This is a genomic window from Bacillus sp. GBSW19, from assembly GCF_002998655.1.
In the GTDB taxonomy this organism is placed as follows: Bacteria; Bacillota; Bacilli; order Bacillales; family Bacillaceae; genus Bacillus.
In genome coordinates this window covers 1,076,952-1,091,861 of the sequence record NZ_PVRF01000001.1, presented here as the reverse complement: position 1 = coordinate 1,091,861, position 14,910 = coordinate 1,076,952, and the positions used below count along the sequence as shown (strand labels likewise).

Below are 14,910 nucleotides of genomic sequence, written 5' to 3'. Positions count from 1 at the left end.
AGCAACAGACAAAGCAGCAGGATGAGCGTGACCCTAAACAAAAAGACATGCCGTCCTATGCAGAAGCAGAGTCGAAAAAAATGCAATACGGTCAAAAGTAAACAGGGTGCCTCTTCTTTTCTAAAAGAAGAAGGCGCCTTTTTTATGTCGAGTTTTGTGTTCTGTGATAGAATAGGAGTATTGTTTTGAAAAAGGGAGTTTATAAGAATGAATAAACACGTACTGCTTGTAGATGGAATGGCGCTTTTGTTCAGATCGTTTTATGCAACGGCTGTACATCGCAATTTTATGATAAATGATCACGGTGTGCCGACAAATGGAGTCAATGGCTATTTAAAGCACTTATTAACGGCTGTACAGACATTTGAGCCAACTCATATTGTTTGCTGCTGGGATATGGGAAGCCAAACATACCGAAACGAATTGTTTCAAAATTATAAAGCAAATCGAGGAGAGGCGCCTGTCGAGCTCATTCCGCAATTCGATTTAGCAAAAGAAGCTACAGAAGAACTGGGAATTGTAAACATTGGTTTAAAGGGCTTTGAAGCAGATGATTGTATCGGTACTCTTGCTGCGCTCTACCAAAAAGAAGCACGGGTGACTGTCCTAACTGGAGACAAAGATTTGCTGCAAATTTTGAATGAACAAGTCACTGTTGCCTTGATGCAAAAAGGAATTGGCAATTATAAACATTATACAAAAGCCTTATTCGAAGAGGAAATGGGAATCTCTCCAAAGGCGCTGATCGATATGAAAGCACTCATGGGTGATGCAAGTGATAATTATCCAGGTGTCAAAGGAATCGGAGAAAAAACCGCATTAAAATTTATCCAAACATATGAAACGATTGACGGTTTGCTAGAAAATGTCCATGAACTAACGGCTGCACAGCAAAAGAAAATGCAAGCAGGATTAGAAGATCTGAAGCTTTCTCGTCTATTGGCAGAGATCAAATGTGATGTCCCGCTCAGCTGTCCAATTGATGAGACGAAAATGAACATCAATCAAGAACGTGCTGCTGCTATGCTGAGGTACCATCAAATCAAAGGAATCGAACCGATGATGAATCGTTTAAGTAAAATAGAGATCAGCTAAAGCCGATCTCTCAGGTTCATCTTTTTGTATTGCTTTTCTTCGCTCTATTTTCCAGCTGAGATAGTGGCTGTTTATCTTTTGTTTGCGCATCACCTTGTGGGGTTGTCCCATTTGTGACACGACCTTTATTTTCTTTATCCAATCAGTATCACCTCACACACATTAGCATAACCGAAAAAAAGCGATTCATCCTTTAGAAAGGTGAATCGCTTTTCTAGCGAGCTGATCCGCTATTTGATTTTCCTTACTCGGAATCCATTTAATGAAAAATAAATCAAACTGGCTTTGAAGTTCGATCATCTCTTTGATAAAATGCTGAAAGGCTGGATTTTTAGCAAATCCTGCATTGGCTGCGCGGTCAACTACTTGTGAATCTGTTCGAAATGAAACGGTACGCAATCCTTTTTCCGCGCATATTTTCATCCCCTCGATCAGAGCGGAAAATTCTGCTTCGTGATTGCTCATTGATTTAAGAGGAATGGAGAAGGATTCAGCCTTTCCATCATATTTAATGAAAATGCCGATGCCAGAGGGACCTGGATTACCTGCACTTGCACCATCAATGTATATTTCAGCTGGCACATTATTTCACCCTTTCATCAAGCGGAACCATTTTTTTCGCTGCATACGCGTAAGGTGTCGCAATCGCAGCTACGATAAATTTAATGACATATGTCGTGATGAAGATTTCAATCCATACATGAAATGGATACGTGCCAAGAAAGGCAATGGTCGTGAAAATCAGTGTATCAAGAAGCTGGCTAATCATCGTACTTCCGGCGTTGCGCACCCAGAGCGCACCATCGGAAGGAAATATCCGGCGAATAAACGAATATACATAAACATCTAGCATTTGACTGATCATATAAGCAGCGAGACTGCCAAGTGCAACCCTTGGCATAAAGCCAAATATCGTTTCCAGCGATGTTTGTGAGATATCAGATGGAGCGGGATGGAAAAGCAAAGCCTCCTGCATGACAACAGTTAGTGTTAAAAGGGTGGCAAAGCCAATCCAGACAGCTTTTCTCGCTTCATTTTGTCCATATTTTTCATTTAATACGTCCGTTGCAAAGAACACACTGCCGTACAAAATATTTCCAAGTGTTGCCGTTAAGCCAAATAATTCAACGGTTTTGACAACTTGTAAATTTGCGGCAGCCGTCGCAAAGCCAATCCAGACAAAAAGGCCCATCTTGCCAAATCCTTTATAAAATAGAAGAACAATGATAAAATTAATGATCGCAAATAAGATCCAAATACCTTCATTAAACAAGTGACATGAACTTCCTTTCTCATTGTAAAATGTAACTTTTTGATTATAGCATAACGTATGTTTACCTTAAAAGCACGGGAAGGCGATGTGATCAATGAAATTAAGAGCACACTACACAATGAAAGTGAAATCAATTGGGTCCATTGCTTTTTACCAAGAAGATTGGTTGGAGCTAAAAGAGGCCTTGAGGTTAGCAAAATATATCGACAAAAAAGAACCACAGTCACTCCTGTCATTTGAAGATGAAAAAGGGGCCATGTGGTCCATAAAAGAGCTTGAAAAGCTAAATGAAGAACTAAAGCTTGAACCTGATCAGCTTCAAGTCTATTTTGATGCAAGTTTTCATAAAGAAACAGGCGACTCTGGTCTTGGAGTTGTCGTCTACTATAAGCTGGGAAAAGACGCTTATCGATTGAGAAAAAATCAGCCTTTCCAAGGGAGCACCAATAATGAAGCAGAGTATGCGGCTTTATTTGAGGCAGTAAAAGCTTTAAAAGACCTAGGGGCAAGCAGAAATTCTGTCACGATTAGAGGAGATTCACTTGTTGTCATGAATCAGTTAAAAGGAGAATGGCCTTGTTATGATGATGTACATAACAAATGGCTTGACCGAATTGAAGCGGCTTTAAAAGAGCTGAAGCTGACGCCAACCTATGAAGTCATCGATCGGAAACAAAATGCAGAAGCGGATCAGCTTGCAAGACAGATTCTTGCAGACGTCCCAATCGAAAGTACATTGAAATTAGAAGCAGACGGAGCTGAATAATGTGGATAAAAAAACAGCAGTACAAGAATTGACCGATCTTCAAGACACGTATTGTTCAGATTGTTTGATTAAGAAGCATTTTCGGAAAGAATTTGGCAAAAAATATGCCCATTCCTTTTGTATACAGCAATGCACCGTTGGAGAGAAAATAAAAGAATATGGACAGACGCTGCTCAAAAAGTAAGCGGACGCACCGGTTTTCCCTGCTCAAACATCCGTTCATGAAAAAAAACGGATAGAATGTGTAAAAAAAGAACATATTCTGAAAAATGAGCCGATATAACTATAGAAAGTTTTGGTTGAGTTACTTTTTGACTAAGTGACGGATATTAGAGGAAAAGGGGAAGGCCGGTATGAATAATAAGGAGTTCGAAACGGTATTACATCGAACATTTCAAGAGGTGTACAGCGATCTAGAGCAACTAGTAGATGTAGCAAAGAAGGGAAGACCTTTTCTCGAAAAAGATATCTCTGAAATTGAACAACGACTGAAGCAAAATATTTTAGCGATTGAAATTCAGCTGAAAATCAAATAAGAGAGGCATAGGCCTCTCTTTATTTTGTCTTTACATCATTGATTTAGTTGATTAGATTTTTGTTACGTTTGCAGCTTGAGGTCCACGATTACCTTCAACGATTTCAAAAGAAACTTCTTGTCCTTCTTCTAAAGACTTGTAGCCGTCACCTTCGATAGCTGTGAAGTGAACGAATACATCGTCTCCGCCTTCAACTTCAATGAAGCCGAAACCTTTTTCATTATTGAACCATTTTACTTTACCGTTTTGCATATTGCTTTTTCCTCCTAGTACTGTAGCATACCTTTTGGCATACTAAAAAAAATTTTCATCACCTAACGACTTTGCAGTTGTTAAATGATGGTTCCACTATACACCATCAAAAGTAAAGCGTCAAGCGTGAGAGCCAAATTTTGAGCAGAATGTTTGATTTTTTTTGGCGAATAATAATAAAAGATAAACCGTCCCCATTTTCTGAAACTTTATGCACACCTTGTCCGTATATAAAAAAAATACAGGAAGAGGTGCTATCATGAATCGTTATACACTTGAAGAATTTGTTCAGAATACGCAGCAGGAAGATAAAGGAGAAGGGGTCTTCGAACTTGAAACATCAAGACTTTTAGAAATTAATTTGACTGATACCATTTGGGCAAAAACAGGTTCCATGGTTTCGTACCGAGGCAAAATCAAGTTTGAACGCGAGGGCGTTTTTGAACATGGCGTCTCAAAGATGTTCAAAAAAATGCTGTCAGGAGAAGGCACTTCACTCATGAAGGCAACAGGTGATGGGAAATTATATGTGGCAGATCAAGGCAAAAAAATCTCAATTCTTCGTTTGGCTCAAGGGGATTCCATTTTTGTGAATGGGAATGATCTGCTCGCATTTGAACCGTCAGTGCGCTGGGATATCAAATTGATGAAAAAAGTGTCGGGCATGCTTGCAGGCGGTTTATTTAATGTCAAATTAGAAGGACCAGGCCTTGTTGCGATTACGAGTCATTATGAGCCGCTCACATTGATTGTTCAGCCGGGTGACTCTGTCTATACAGATCCGAACGCGACAGTTGCATGGTCAGGGGATTTAAAAACTGAATTTGTGACAGATGTTTCATTCAAAACCTTTATTGGCAGAGGAAGCGGAGAGTCTATTCAAATGAAATTTAGCGGAAGCGGTTTTGTTGTCGTGCAGCCGTTTGAAGAAGTGTACACAACAAATGGAAATCAAGGATAAAGAAAAAGGTGTCCGTCAATGACGGACACCTTTTTATGATAATGCACGAGCATACGTTTTGTTATTCGTGATGAGATCTGATTGCTCAACGATATCTTCCAAAATGGTTTGAGAAGAATGCTTTAAGTGCAGTTTTTTAATGTTTTGTTTCATGACTTCTAACTTTTCTTCATCTTGCAGCAAGTTGGTCACAGATTCTAAAATGTCTTCATGTCTGTTGATGACGATGGCCGCACCATAATCTTCAAAGAAATGAGCATTTTCCTTTTCTTGTCCAGGGACAGGCTTGTAAAGAATGACCGGGACACCGATTGCTGTTGCTTCTGTTAAAGTAATACCGCCTGGTTTTGTGATCATACAATCTGTTACTCTGAACAATTCATCAATTTGTTCCACATATCCAAGCGCCTTCAATTGATCTGGATGTGCTTGTTCAAGATCGCTCAGTGATTGTTTTAGCGCTGCGTTCTTTCCGCATACAACAACAATTTGTACTTCACTGTCGAGAAGCAGCGCTTCACATAATTCCTTGACATTTTTCAGTACACCATGAGCACCAGCCATAATCAGAAGAACTTTTTTGTTTGATGATAATCCATATTTTTTATAAATCTTCGATTTTGGCACGTCTGCTTCAAATTGTGGTCTAATAGGAATGCCTGTCACTTTGACATCGCTTGGATGTGTGCCGATTTCCACTAATTTTTGTTTCACATAATCGGTTGCAACATAGTATCGGTCGATGTTTTCATGTACCCAAATCTTATGAAGACAGAAATCTGTCATGACATTAAATGTCGGGATGACTTTGCCTGTTTTGTTCCGGTATTCTGGAACAACAATCATCGGGAATGTAATAATAATGATATCCGGATTGTGTAATTGAATGAGTTCATCAAGACGCTTATTTCCCATTTTTAAATAAATGTTAAATTTGCGTTTATTGTAAATTTTATCTACACCGTAATAAAACAAGCGATAAAATTGTTTCCCAATGGAAAAGCTCTTCAAGTATAAATATTGAGTCACTTCTGACACAATGGGATTTGATTCTTGATACAAATTAGAAACTACAACATGTTCAAACCCTTGGGATTTGCATTCATCATACAGTGTTTTAGCCACCTGCATATGTCCATTTCCATAATTTGCGGTCAAGATTAATATTTTTTTATTGGTATTCAAGAATATTCACCTCAAATGTAATCAACAACAACAAAACTTCGTACGAAAACTATTAATCTCATAGGTCTACATATACATAAAGATAACATATAAACAGCCAGAGCATATCATTCGTTACGAAAGAATTAAACTAATTTTAAAAAACAACGAGACTAAATTGATAATGGAAGACAGAGCCATTTGTATTTTAACACATTTTGATCATTTATCATCAGACCACAGTCTATTTTATTCCCAAACGTATGGTGTTTCTTGATAAACATAATAATTGAGCCAATTCATAAACAGTAAAGTGGCATGGGCTTTCCAGCGATTCACTGGGACTAATGTGTCACCATCTTCTATAAAATAGTGGACAGGTTTTTGGACTGTATCATGCTTCAACAAATCTCTTTCATATTCCTGCTTCAATGTGTCCGTATCATATTCAGGATGTCCAGTTAAAAATACTTGTTTATCATCATCTGAAACAATTAAACAAACACCCGCTTCTTCAGAGATACTCAATACTTTCAAATTCGGCGTGTTTTTTAATTGTTCTGTATTAATATCTGTATGCCTCGAATGTGGGACATAGTATACTTCATCGAAACCTCTGACTAATCTTTCTTTTTTCTCTTTCACAAGATGCTCAAATACGCCAAACTTTTTCTCGGGAAGCTTGATTTTTTCAATCCCATAATGGTGATATAGGCCTGCCTGTGCACCCCAGCAAATATGAAGGGTAGACGTCACATTGGTTTTACTCCAGTCCAAGATGTCCTGAAGCTCTTTCCAATAGGACACTTCTTCAAAAGCTAAATGCTCAATTGGTGCGCCGGTGATGATCATTCCATCAAATTTCTTATGGCGAATCGATTCAAAGGTCGTATAAAATTCATCTAGATGCTCTCTCGACGTATTCTTCGGTGTATGCGTACTTGGAATCAAAAACGTAAAGTACACTTGCAAAGGAGAATTTCCGAGCATTCTTAGCAGCTGCGTTTCAGTTTGTATTTTTTTTGGCATTAAATTTAAGATCACGATATTCAAAGGACGGATATCTTGCTTGAATGCCCTTGTCTCATCCATGACGAAAATGTTTTCGCTCTCTAGTATTTGTTTTGCCGGCAGATGAACTGGTATGTTAATAGGCAACTCGCCACCCCCTGAACCAAAGCTAATTTCACTTCATTATAGGAACTTTCTGGCGATATTTCAATGTTTCAATTATGTTACAATGAAAAACAGAGCAAAAACAAAGCTGTTTCTGGAAAAAAAGGAGGCCGTTTATTTATGATCACAAAGCATTTATCAGATATTGACATCGCCCAAAAGGCAAAGCTGAGTCCTATTCAAGACATCGCAGCAAAGCTGCAAATACATGACGAAGAATTAGAATGCTATGGTTTCACAAAAGCGAAAATATCTTTGACTATTTTTGACCGTTTAAAAGAACAAAAAGAAGGACATGTGATTCTTGTCACATCGATCAATCCAACGCCAGCAGGTGAGGGGAAGTCTACCGTAACAGTCGGCCTCGGTCAAGCCTTCGAAAAAATTGGGAAAAAAGCAATCATTGCGATGCGCGAGCCTTCATTAGGTCCTACAATGGGCATAAAAGGCGGTGCAGCGGGTGGAGGATATTCACAAGTGCTGCCGATGGAAGAAATCAATCTTCATTTTACAGGAGATTTTCATGCCATTACTTCTGCGCATAATGCCTTATCTGCGTTCATTGATAACCATATCCATCACGGAAATGAACTCGGCATCGACTCGCGCCGCATTGTATGGAAGCGAGTGCTTGATTTAAACGATCGTGCATTAAGACAGGTCGTTGTCGGACTTGGCGGTCAGTTAAATGGGTATCCTAGAGAAGACGGATTTGACATCACAGTTGCCTCCGAAATGATGGCCATCCTTTGTTTAGCAGAAGACTTAACCGATTTAAAAAAACGTCTTTCTTCTATTGTTGTTGCCTATAATCAAGATGGCGAGCCAGTCACAGTTGGAGCACTTGGATATGAAGGTGTTCTTACGTTACTTTTAAAAGACGCGCTCAAACCGAATCTTGTTCAAACGATTGAAGGAACTCCGGCCCTAGTACATGGTGGTCCTTTTGCCAATATTGCGCATGGATGTAATAGTTTGATTGCAACCAAAATGGCTGCGAAATTAGCCGATTATGTGGTAACAGAAGCTGGATTCGGAGCAGATCTTGGAGCAGAAAAGTTCCTGCACATTAAAACAAGAGCTGGTGATTTCAAGCCTGGTGCAGTGGTCATTGTGGCGACTGTCAGAGCATTAAAGATGCATGGCGGAATGAAGAAAACTGAACTCAAAGAAGAGAATGCACATGCCGTATTAGAAGGTATACATAATTTAGAAAAGCATATTGAAACTGTGCAAGCCTTCGGTCTTCCATACATCGTCGCAGTAAACAGGTTTATCACTGATACAAAAGAAGAGATTCAATCGATAGAAGATTGGTGCCACGCACATGGCCATCCAGTCAAAGCTGTGAATGTATGGGAAGAAGGAGGCGAAGGCGGGACAGCACTTGCCGAGGAACTCGCGACACTTATTGAAAAGAAGAAGAACCACTTTTCCTATTTGTATGAAGAAAATGATTCTATTGAAGAAAAGTTATCTAAAGTTGCCCAAGTGGTTTATGGAGCAGACGGGGTCACACTCACTTCAAAAGCAAGAAAGCAGCTGGCAGCCATCGAGAAAAACGACTGGGGTCATTTACCGGTTTGTATGGCAAAAACGCAATATTCACTTTCGGATGATCCAGCTTTAATTGGGAGACCTAAGGGCTTTACCATTACGATTCGTGAGTTAAAACCATCTGTAGGAGCAGGATTTATTGTTGCTTTAACCGGAAGCATTCTGACAATGCCTGGATTACCTAAAAAACCTGCGGCGCTCGAGATGGATTTATTAGAAGACGGCAGTGTGACAGGACTCTTTTAACCGGAAGCATAAAAAGCGATTTTCTAAAAGAAGCATGTTACGATAGGAAAAAGTGAATCCTAGGAGGCTATGAGATGTCAATTTATGATATTCAGGTCAAGACCATTAACGGTCAGGAAAAATCAATGGCAGATTACAAAGGAAAAGTACTCATTATTGTCAACACAGCAAGCAAATGTGGACTGACTCCTCAATTCAAACAATTGCAAGAGCTATATGATCAATATCATGAAAAGGGCCTTGAAATTTTAGGATTTCCGTGCAACCAATTTATGAACCAGGAGCCAGAAGGGGAAGAAGCGATTCAGGAATTCTGTTCTTTGAATTATGGCGTAACCTTCCCTATGTTTGCGAAAGTAGATGTCAATGGTGACAATGCGCATCCGCTTTTCAAACATTTAACAAGTCATGCAAAAGGTGTACTTGGAACGAAAACAGTGAAATGGAATTTCACAAAATTTATCGTGGATCAAAACGGAGAAGTCACTGAGCGGTTCTCTCCGAAAACATCACCAAAAGAATTAGAAAGCTCCATCATCGCTCTTTTGGACAAATAAGGTGCTCACAGTCATGCAGAAAAAACAATTGGAGGCAGCTGCCTCCTTTGTTTCAGATCAGCTGAAATATGAACCGACTGGACACGATGCGGCTCATATTGATCGTGTGCGCCAGCTTGCCCGCCAGATTGCTAATCAGGAAGGCGGCTCTCTTTTTATGATCGAAATGGCAGCGATTGTTCATGATGTCATTGATGAAAAGCTGTCGAGTGAATGGAAGCTTTCACCGCAACAACTTGAGCTTCAGCTCCTTTCTTGGGAAGTTAATACGCGGGATATTCGTTATATCATTGATATCATTACCACGATGTCTTTTCGTCATCGACATAAGCAGAATAGGCCTATGACGTTAGAAGGGGCCATTGTTCAAGACGCAGATAGACTCGATGCGATAGGGGCAAGCGGTATTGCAAGAGTGTTTACTTATGCAGGCGCAAGAGGGGAGCCCCACTATACAAATAACACGCAGCAGGGTTCCGTGCTAAAGCATATGGAAGAAAAATTGCTCAAATTAAAAGACTTGATGAACACCTCTGCAGGAAAGCAGCTTGCTGAGGAGCGGCATGAATTGATGAGCTTATTTATCAAGACGTGGAAAGAAGAATGCGGCCTTACAGATGAGTAGGGTCTTTATGTGTGTAAGGAGGATGTATAGATGAAAATAACAGCGATAGAACCGACGCCAAGTCCAAATACCATGAAGGTCATTTTGACAGAAGCACTTGCCGGCGGTAAAAGCAACAACTACAAAAAGGATCAAAAAGACGAAGCGCCAGAAATGATCAAGCGCATTTTGAACATTGAAGGTGTAAAAGGTGTTTATCATGTCGCAGATTTCTTAGCGGTCGAGCGTAATGCAAAGTTTGACTGGCAGGGCATTTTACAACAGGTGAGAGAAGCCTTTGGTCAAGAAACAGAAGGCCTTCAGGAAGGACCGCAGTCAGGCGGTGACACATTTGGCGAAGTCAAAGTGTTTGTCCAAATGTTTAATGGGATTCCGATGCAAGTCAAATTAACAGACGGCGAAAGAGAAGAGCGGTTCGGAATGCCTGAACGCTTCCAAGCAGCCATTTTAAAGCTCAGAAGCAGTTCAGACAATGTCGTATTTGAACGTGTGTGGAAAGAACATGGCGTTCGTTTTGGTGACTTTGCTGATATCGGCCAGGAAGTCACAGAAGAGCTGCAAGCAGCCTATGATGACGAGCGTTTAGCCCGCTTAACAGAGGCGGTCAAAGAAGGGCAAGAAGCCGTAGATAGACAGGTGAACCGAAAGGCATATGATGTAACAGAAGACATGCTGCGCGAGGAAGATTGGAAAAAGCGTTTTGCCCATTTAGAGCAAATGCAGCCAGAGCAAAAGGATATACCTGTTTTAATGAAAGCGATGGAGGACCCAAAAACATCCATTCGCAGACAAGCCGTTGTGAATGCTGGAATGATTGAAGATCCTGCTATACTGCCTATATTATATAAGGGACTTAAAGACAAAACTGTGACGGTCCGCAGAACCGCTGGAGACTGTATTTCAGACCTTGGTGATCCTAGCGCTATGGAAGCAATGATCGAAGCATTAAAGGATCCGAGTAAACTTGTCCGCTGGCGTGCAGCTATGTTCCTCTATGAAGAAGGTGACGAAACAGCACTTGACGCATTAAAAGAAGCTGAGCAAGACCCTGAATTTGAAGTCAGCCTTCAAGTGAAAATGGCGATTGAGCGCATTGAGCACGGAGAAGAAGCGAAAGGCTCTGTATGGAAACAAATGACAGAAAGTAGAAAAAATGCATCAGAATGATGAGAAATATGAGCAAGCTGCCAATGAAAGGCAGCTTGTTTTTCTTAAAGTGATAGACAGAAAAATTTTTTTAGAAAAATTATTTTGAATATTGTTGAAATATGCGAAAAAACTCTATATAGTAGTACCAATATAGAATATTGGAGGTCAGATTTTATGACACGAACCTTGCTGAGCGCTAGTTTCAGCAGACATGTTGGTCATCAGTCATTCATCGGTGGCTAAATAAACAGAAAATTTGTAAAATAAAATCAACTCAAAATCATGCAGTCAACAAGACTTGTAGTATAGGAGGCTTTTTAAACAGATGGCAGAACTACGCAGTAATATGATTAAACAAGGAATTGACAGAGCACCTCACCGAAGCTTACTAAGAGCGGCGGGGGTAAAGGATGAGGACTTCGGCAAGCCATTTATTGCCGTATGTAATTCCTATATTGATATTGTCCCAGGACATGTCCATCTTCAGGAATTCGGGAAAATTGTGAAAGAAGCCATTCGTGAAGCTGGCGGGGTCCCATTTGAATTCAATACGATTGGGGTCGATGATGGAATTGCGATGGGTCATATCGGGATGAGATATTCATTACCAAGCCGTGAAATCATTGCTGACTCTGTAGAAACCGTTGTATCTGCTCACTGGTTTGATGGAATGGTTTGTATTCCTAACTGCGATAAAATTACACCAGGGATGATGATGGCAGCGATGCGTGTCAATATTCCGACTGTCTTTGTCAGCGGTGGACCGATGGAAGCGGGTAGAACAAGTGATGGCAGAAAGATTTCTCTTTCTTCTGTATTTGAAGGCGTTGGTGCATACCAGTCAGGTAAAATTAACGAAGAGGAATTAAATGAATTAGAACAGTTTGGCTGTCCAACCTGCGGTTCTTGTTCAGGTATGTTTACAGCAAACTCAATGAACTGTTTAGCAGAGGCGCTTGGAATTGCTCTTCCTGGAAATGGAACGATTTTGGCGACGTCACCAGAGCGAAGAGAATTTGCGAAAAAGTCAGCAAAACAACTGATGGAGCTCATTAAAAAGGATATTAAACCACGTGATATTGTGACTGAAAAAGCAATCGATAACGCATTTGCATTAGATATGGCACTTGGTGGTTCAACCAATACCGTTCTTCACACACTGGCGATCGCAAATGAAGCAGGTGTTGAATATTCACTTGAACGTATCAATGAAGTAGCTGAGCGTGTGCCTCATTTATCAAAACTTGCTCCAGCTTCGGATGTTTATATTGAGGATTTACATGAAGCAGGCGGCGTCACAGCTGCGCTAAATGAATTGTCCAAAAAAGAAGGCGCACTTCATTTAGATACAATGACCGTCACAGCGAAAACGCTTGGTGAGAACATTGCAGGACATGAGGTAAAAGACTATAACGTCATTTATCCAATCGATAAGCCATTTACTGAAAAGGGCGGCTTAGCCGTTTTATTTGGAAACCTTGCGCCAGATGGAGCCATCATTAAAACGGGCGGGGTACAAGATGGGATCACACGTCACGAAGGACCTGCGATCGTATTTGAATCCCAAGAAGAAGCTCTTGAAGGCATCATTAATAGAAAAGTAGAAGCAGGACATGTTGTCATTATTCGCTATGAAGGACCTAAAGGCGGACCTGGTATGCCAGAAATGCTTGCACCAACTTCACAAATTGTCGGCATGGGACTTGGGCCAAAGGTTGCTTTAATTACTGACGGACGTTTTTCCGGCGCTTCTCGTGGTTTGTCCATTGGACACGTCTCTCCAGAGGCAGCTGAAGGCGGCCCGCTCGCCTTTGTTGAAAATGGTGACCATGTCGTGGTTGATATTGAACAACGCATTTTAAGCGTCGATGTTCCAGAGGAAGAATGGGAAAAAAGAAAAGCAAACTGGAAAGGCTTTGAGCCAAAAGTGAAAACTGGCTATCTTGCTAGATATTCAAAACTTGTGACATCAGCCAATACAGGCGGAATCATGAAAATTTAATCTGATATGGAACATTTGAAAATTGGCTCTCTCTATAGTATCCTTTATTCACAACATAAGGATTTTTAGAGGGGGCTTTTTTATGTCAATGGCATATGAAGAATATATGCGCCAGCTCGTTGTGCCAATGCGCCAAGAGCTGACAAGTGCAGGATTTCAAGAACTTAAGACGGAAGAAGAAGTAGAACAAACCATGCAAGAAGCTGAAGGAACAACATTTGTTGTCATTAATTCTGTATGCGGATGTGCTGCCGGATTAGCACGTCCAGCAGCGACTCAAGCTGTGATGAAGGCAGAAAAAGCTCCAGACAGAATCGTCACAGTATTTGCTGGGCAGGATCGGGAAGCAACGGCAAAAATGAGAGAATACTTCACGGGTGAAGAGCCATCATCTCCTTCTATGGCCCTTTTAAAAGGAAATGAACTCGTTCATTTTATCCCGCGTGACGAAATTGAAGGTCATGAAATGGAAGATATCATGAAAAATGTCTTAACTGCATTCGAAAAACATTGCTAATCAAGTGTTGAAATGCCCTGTGATCAGATCAGGGCATTTTTTCTTGATCATGATGGAGGAACAATATGCTCATTACAACAAGCTTTAGAGCAAATGAACAAACGATTGAAACAGCGAAGGCTCTTGCAGAGGATTTACATGGTGAGTATGTAGAAAGACGCAAACAATCCGTCAAGCAGCTTGCGATGAAACGAGGAGATGTACTTGTTGTCGGGAAAGAAAGATTCGAATGGTATCAGCCTAATGGTGAAAAGTTCTTTTTTCATCCAAGCTCAGCGATGTTCAGGGTGAAGCGGCTCTTGCGCGGAGAAAAGGATCCTTTAATCGAAGCAGCACAGCTAAAGCCGGGAGATTCCTTTTTAGATTGCACACTTGGCTTAGGGTCAGATGCTATTACTGCAAGCTGTGTGATAGGCAGGAATGGAAGGGCCATCGGTATAGAAAAGAATCCCATTACGGCGTTACTAGTGCGAGAAGGACTGAACACATGGGAGACAGGGATAGAAGAAGCAGATGAAGCGATGAAACGGATATCTGTGATCAGTGGAGACAGTATCGAGCAGCTAAAGCAGTGTCCTGACCGTTCATTTGATATTGTCTATTTTGATCCGATGTTTGAGGAAACGATTCAAGAATCTACAAGTATAGCGCCGCTGCGTCATGCGGCAGAGCACCACTTTGATCACGAAATAGCCGTGCAAGAGGCGTTAAGAGTGGCAAGAAAAAGAGTGGTTTTAAAAGATCATTGGAAAAGTACACGATTTACAGCGGAATCCTATCAATTTCACGTCATAAAACGAAAAACAGCCCAATTTCATTATGGTTATATTGAGAAAGAAAAAAGCCCTCACTAAGGGCTTTTACAGCGTGTAGACAAACCCTTGCATTCGTTGTCAGTCCCGCGCTCCGGTACTCACGAATATCAAATTCGCTCCATTCCAGAGCTCGTCCTTCCTAGACTTCAAAGGTTTTCTATCACGCTGAATAGAAGACAAAGGACTAAAATCAAGATTATTTTAGCCCTTTGTCAACAA

At 40.7% G+C, this 14,910-nt stretch carries 18 protein-coding genes; 12 read left to right on the top strand and 6 right to left on the bottom strand.

Features of this window, described 5'->3' with window-relative positions; genetic code table 11:
* Positions 1-207 precede the first annotated feature (207 nt).
* Positions 208-1,095 (top strand): 5'-3' exonuclease, encoded by an 888-nt coding sequence (locus C6344_RS05745; protein ID WP_106072822.1) that lies wholly within the window; start codon positions 208-210, stop codon positions 1,093-1,095.
* 16 nt (positions 1,096-1,111) lie between these two features.
* Here C6344_RS05745 and C6344_RS05740 read toward each other — a convergent pair whose 3' ends face one another.
* From C6344_RS05740 to C6344_RS05730, 3 genes are read right to left on the bottom strand one after another with little or no spacing between them, the layout of a single operon-like run.
* Positions 1,112-1,237, bottom strand: coding sequence for a hypothetical protein (locus C6344_RS05740; protein WP_003215584.1), 126 nt, complete (start codon positions 1,235-1,237; stop codon positions 1,112-1,114).
* Between the two features lie 44 nt (positions 1,238-1,281).
* Positions 1,282-1,677, bottom strand: coding sequence for a reverse transcriptase-like protein (locus C6344_RS05735; RefSeq protein WP_106031071.1), 396 nt, complete (start codon positions 1,675-1,677; stop codon positions 1,282-1,284).
* A gap of 1 nt (position 1,678) precedes the next feature.
* The gene (locus C6344_RS05730; protein WP_106031072.1) at positions 1,679-2,368 is read right to left on the bottom strand and encodes a queuosine precursor transporter; all 690 of its coding nucleotides are present in this window, start codon (positions 2,366-2,368) and stop codon (positions 1,679-1,681) included.
* A gap of 94 nt (positions 2,369-2,462) precedes the next feature.
* Between C6344_RS05730 and C6344_RS05725 the strand changes: the two genes are divergently transcribed.
* From C6344_RS05725 to C6344_RS05715, 3 genes are all read left to right on the top strand, one after another.
* A complete protein-coding gene (locus C6344_RS05725; RefSeq protein ID WP_106072821.1) occupies positions 2,463-3,134 on the top strand; it encodes a ribonuclease H family protein in 672 nt (223 codons plus the stop codon).
* Position 3,135: 1 nt separating this feature from the next.
* A complete protein-coding gene (locus tag C6344_RS05720) occupies positions 3,136-3,318 on the top strand; it encodes a zinc-finger domain-containing protein (RefSeq protein WP_003215998.1) in 183 nt (60 codons plus the stop codon).
* Between the two features lie 169 nt (positions 3,319-3,487).
* A complete protein-coding gene (locus tag C6344_RS05715; protein WP_003215507.1) occupies positions 3,488-3,670 on the top strand; it encodes a hypothetical protein in 183 nt (60 codons plus the stop codon).
* Between the two features lie 51 nt (positions 3,671-3,721).
* On the opposite strand, the gene cspD is transcribed toward C6344_RS05715, so the two are convergent.
* The gene (cspD, locus tag C6344_RS05710) at positions 3,722-3,922 is read right to left on the bottom strand and encodes a cold-shock protein CspD (RefSeq protein ID WP_003215784.1); all 201 of its coding nucleotides are present in this window, start codon (positions 3,920-3,922) and stop codon (positions 3,722-3,724) included.
* Positions 3,923-4,181: 259 nt separating this feature from the next.
* On the opposite strand from cspD, the gene C6344_RS05705 reads away from it, so the two are divergent.
* On the top strand, positions 4,182-4,883 hold the full coding sequence (locus tag C6344_RS05705) for an AIM24 family protein (RefSeq protein ID WP_034660996.1): 702 nt from the start codon (positions 4,182-4,184) through the stop codon (positions 4,881-4,883).
* Positions 4,884-4,916: 33 nt separating this feature from the next.
* Here the strand turns inward: C6344_RS05705 and C6344_RS05700 are convergent, their stop codons facing one another.
* Both C6344_RS05700 and metA read right to left on the bottom strand, forming a co-directional pair.
* Entirely contained in the window at positions 4,917-6,068 is a 1,152-nt protein-coding gene (locus C6344_RS05700) for a diglucosyl diacylglycerol synthase (protein ID WP_095285307.1), read from the bottom strand.
* Positions 6,069-6,296: 228 nt separating this feature from the next.
* Positions 6,297-7,205, bottom strand: a complete 909-nt coding sequence (gene metA, locus C6344_RS05695; RefSeq protein WP_034660994.1) for a homoserine O-acetyltransferase MetA — start codon at positions 7,203-7,205, stop codon at positions 6,297-6,299.
* A 138-nt stretch (positions 7,206-7,343) separates the two neighbouring features.
* On the opposite strand from metA, the gene C6344_RS05690 reads away from it, so the two are divergent.
* The 7 genes from C6344_RS05690 (at position 7,344) to C6344_RS05660 (ending at position 14,730) form a co-directional block, all read left to right on the top strand.
* A complete protein-coding gene (locus C6344_RS05690; RefSeq protein ID WP_106039277.1) occupies positions 7,344-9,026 on the top strand; it encodes a formate--tetrahydrofolate ligase in 1,683 nt (560 codons plus the stop codon).
* 74 nt (positions 9,027-9,100) lie between these two features.
* The gene (locus C6344_RS05685; RefSeq protein ID WP_003216059.1) at positions 9,101-9,583 is read left to right on the top strand and encodes a glutathione peroxidase; all 483 of its coding nucleotides are present in this window, start codon (positions 9,101-9,103) and stop codon (positions 9,581-9,583) included.
* A gap of 13 nt (positions 9,584-9,596) precedes the next feature.
* Positions 9,597-10,208, top strand: a complete 612-nt coding sequence (locus C6344_RS05680; protein WP_060596589.1) for an HD domain-containing protein — start codon at positions 9,597-9,599, stop codon at positions 10,206-10,208.
* A gap of 30 nt (positions 10,209-10,238) precedes the next feature.
* Positions 10,239-11,375 carry a conserved virulence factor C family protein gene (locus C6344_RS05675; protein WP_034660989.1) on the top strand — a complete coding sequence of 379 codons (1,137 nt, stop codon included), beginning with the start codon at positions 10,239-10,241 and terminating at the stop codon, positions 11,373-11,375.
* Between the two features lie 307 nt (positions 11,376-11,682).
* Positions 11,683-13,359 (top strand): dihydroxy-acid dehydratase, encoded by a 1,677-nt coding sequence (ilvD, locus tag C6344_RS05670; RefSeq protein ID WP_012010311.1) that lies wholly within the window; start codon positions 11,683-11,685, stop codon positions 13,357-13,359.
* An 82-nt stretch (positions 13,360-13,441) separates the two neighbouring features.
* Positions 13,442-13,876 (top strand): BrxA/BrxB family bacilliredoxin, encoded by a 435-nt coding sequence (locus C6344_RS05665; protein WP_034660988.1) that lies wholly within the window; start codon positions 13,442-13,444, stop codon positions 13,874-13,876.
* A gap of 65 nt (positions 13,877-13,941) precedes the next feature.
* Positions 13,942-14,730: a class I SAM-dependent methyltransferase gene (locus C6344_RS05660; protein WP_106072820.1), complete on the top strand. Its 789-nt coding sequence runs from the start codon at positions 13,942-13,944 to the stop codon at positions 14,728-14,730.
* Positions 14,731-14,910 lie beyond the last annotated feature (180 nt).

Excerpts from the sequence above, each read along its gene's own strand:
- C6344_RS05675 (WP_034660989.1), top strand. The coding sequence starts at position 10,239 with ATGAAAATAACAGCGATAGAACCGACGCCAAGTCCAAATACCATGAAG.
- ilvD (WP_012010311.1), top strand. The coding sequence starts at position 11,683 with ATGGCAGAACTACGCAGTAATATGATTAAACAAGGAATTGACAGAGCA.
- C6344_RS05705 (WP_034660996.1), top strand. The coding sequence starts at position 4,182 with ATGAATCGTTATACACTTGAAGAATTTGTTCAGAATACGCAGCAGGAA.
- C6344_RS05685 (WP_003216059.1), top strand. The coding sequence starts at position 9,101 with ATGTCAATTTATGATATTCAGGTCAAGACCATTAACGGTCAGGAAAAA.
- C6344_RS05745 (WP_106072822.1), top strand. The coding sequence starts at position 208 with ATGAATAAACACGTACTGCTTGTAGATGGAATGGCGCTTTTGTTCAGA.
- C6344_RS05690 (WP_106039277.1), top strand. The coding sequence starts at position 7,344 with ATGATCACAAAGCATTTATCAGATATTGACATCGCCCAAAAGGCAAAG.
- C6344_RS05680 (WP_060596589.1), top strand. The coding sequence starts at position 9,597 with ATGCAGAAAAAACAATTGGAGGCAGCTGCCTCCTTTGTTTCAGATCAG.
- C6344_RS05665 (WP_034660988.1), top strand. The coding sequence starts at position 13,442 with ATGTCAATGGCATATGAAGAATATATGCGCCAGCTCGTTGTGCCAATG.
- cspD (WP_003215784.1), bottom strand. The coding sequence starts at position 3,922 with ATGCAAAACGGTAAAGTAAAATGGTTCAATAATGAAAAAGGTTTCGGC.
- C6344_RS05725 (WP_106072821.1), top strand. The coding sequence starts at position 2,463 with ATGAAATTAAGAGCACACTACACAATGAAAGTGAAATCAATTGGGTCC.
- C6344_RS05715 (WP_003215507.1), top strand. The coding sequence starts at position 3,488 with ATGAATAATAAGGAGTTCGAAACGGTATTACATCGAACATTTCAAGAG.
- C6344_RS05660 (WP_106072820.1), top strand. The coding sequence starts at position 13,942 with ATGCTCATTACAACAAGCTTTAGAGCAAATGAACAAACGATTGAAACA.